This is a genomic window from Treponema sp. R6D11 (genome assembly GCF_054786075.1).
Genome location: NZ_BDHD01000748.1, coordinates 1 through 549, shown reverse-complemented (window position 1 = coordinate 549; position 549 = coordinate 1). Strand labels below are relative to the sequence as shown.

Below are 549 nucleotides of genomic sequence, written 5' to 3'. Positions count from 1 at the left end.
TTGCGCATGTTAACAGAATGGTGGAAACAACTTTTCGGCGAAAGCGAAGGAAAAAATGGCAAAGGAATCTTCCCTGCCAACTTGATATACACAACCGACCTGCACTCAATGGGTCAATATGTCCAAGATGGCGTCCGCAATATATTCGAAACCGTCATCAGTTTTAAAACTAAACCAAACGATGTGACAATTCCTAAAAGCGAAATCGACGACGGCTTAGAATACCTAGCAGGCAAAGAGTTCCACTATGTAAACGAAAAAGCAAAAGACGGAACAATCAAAGCTCACTTAGAAGGCGGCGTGCCAGTCTTAGAAATAATAATAGACAAAATGAACGAAGAATCCCTCGGAGAACTATTCTACTTCTTCGAAAAAGCTTGTGGAATTTCCGGCTACATGCTAGGCGTCAACCCATTCACCCAACCAGGCGTCGAAAGTTATAAAAAAAATATGTATTCGCTGCTAAAATAGCATATATTCTAACATAGGAGGTAATTCTTATGTTAGAAAGATTTAAAGATTTAGAGAAAAAAGAAGTAATAGACGCAC

The 549-nt window shown here is 39.3% G+C and carries 1 protein-coding gene; it reads left to right on the top strand.

The window, feature by feature from the left end; genetic code table 11:
* Positions 1-471: hypothetical protein (locus ACYVTD_RS15870; protein ID WP_461248656.1), on the top strand; the 471-nt coding region annotated here is incomplete at its 5' end.
* Between the last annotated feature and the right edge of the window lie 78 nt (positions 472-549).